Origin of the sequence: Bacillus sp. AF62 (assembly GCF_050312695.1) — a bacterium.
Lineage (GTDB): Bacteria > Bacillota > Bacilli > Bacillales > Bacillaceae_G > Bacillus_A > Bacillus_A cereus.
Map to the genome: position 1 here is coordinate 1 of NZ_JBNPJZ010000239.1, position 524 is coordinate 524.

Consider the following 524-nt stretch of genomic DNA (forward strand, 5'->3'; position numbering starts at 1 on the left):
AATTTAAATCGAATGTTTATTGGTTATTACAAAAGAGCTGTTGATAGCCAAATACAACCAACAATACTTATGCATGAAGATGTGGATACATCACGTTTCCGCGATGGTACTTTAACAATATCTCAATTCCCGGTGAAAGGAGAAAACTACTATACCGGTAGCTTTGGTATTGTTAAAGGTTATGATGCGGATCAAACTCCACATTATTGCGCCAAATTAAATGTGGATACAAATGGGGATGTATCTCTTAATGGAGATAATTATATTTATATTACTGGTAAGAATGGAGTCACCCTAAGGTCTGATAAACAATTAAGCGCTTATACTAATACAATTCGTTTAGATTCTGTTAGCCACGTAGATATTCTTACTGGTGGAGCTTTGTTTATGAAAAGTAATCAGAATACAGAGGTCAATTCTGGTGGGCATACAATTATCACTTCTGGCAAAGGTATAAGTCAGTATGCAAAAAATGGATCATATTGGGTTGAAGTAGCCAACGGTGCTACCTTCACAGTATCTAA

The 524-nt window shown here is 35.5% G+C and carries 1 pseudogene; it reads left to right on the forward strand.

Going from position 1 to position 524, the window contains the following annotated elements:
• Positions 1-524, forward strand: a pseudogene (locus ACQRBL_RS32535) (phage tail spike protein); the annotation flags it as partial.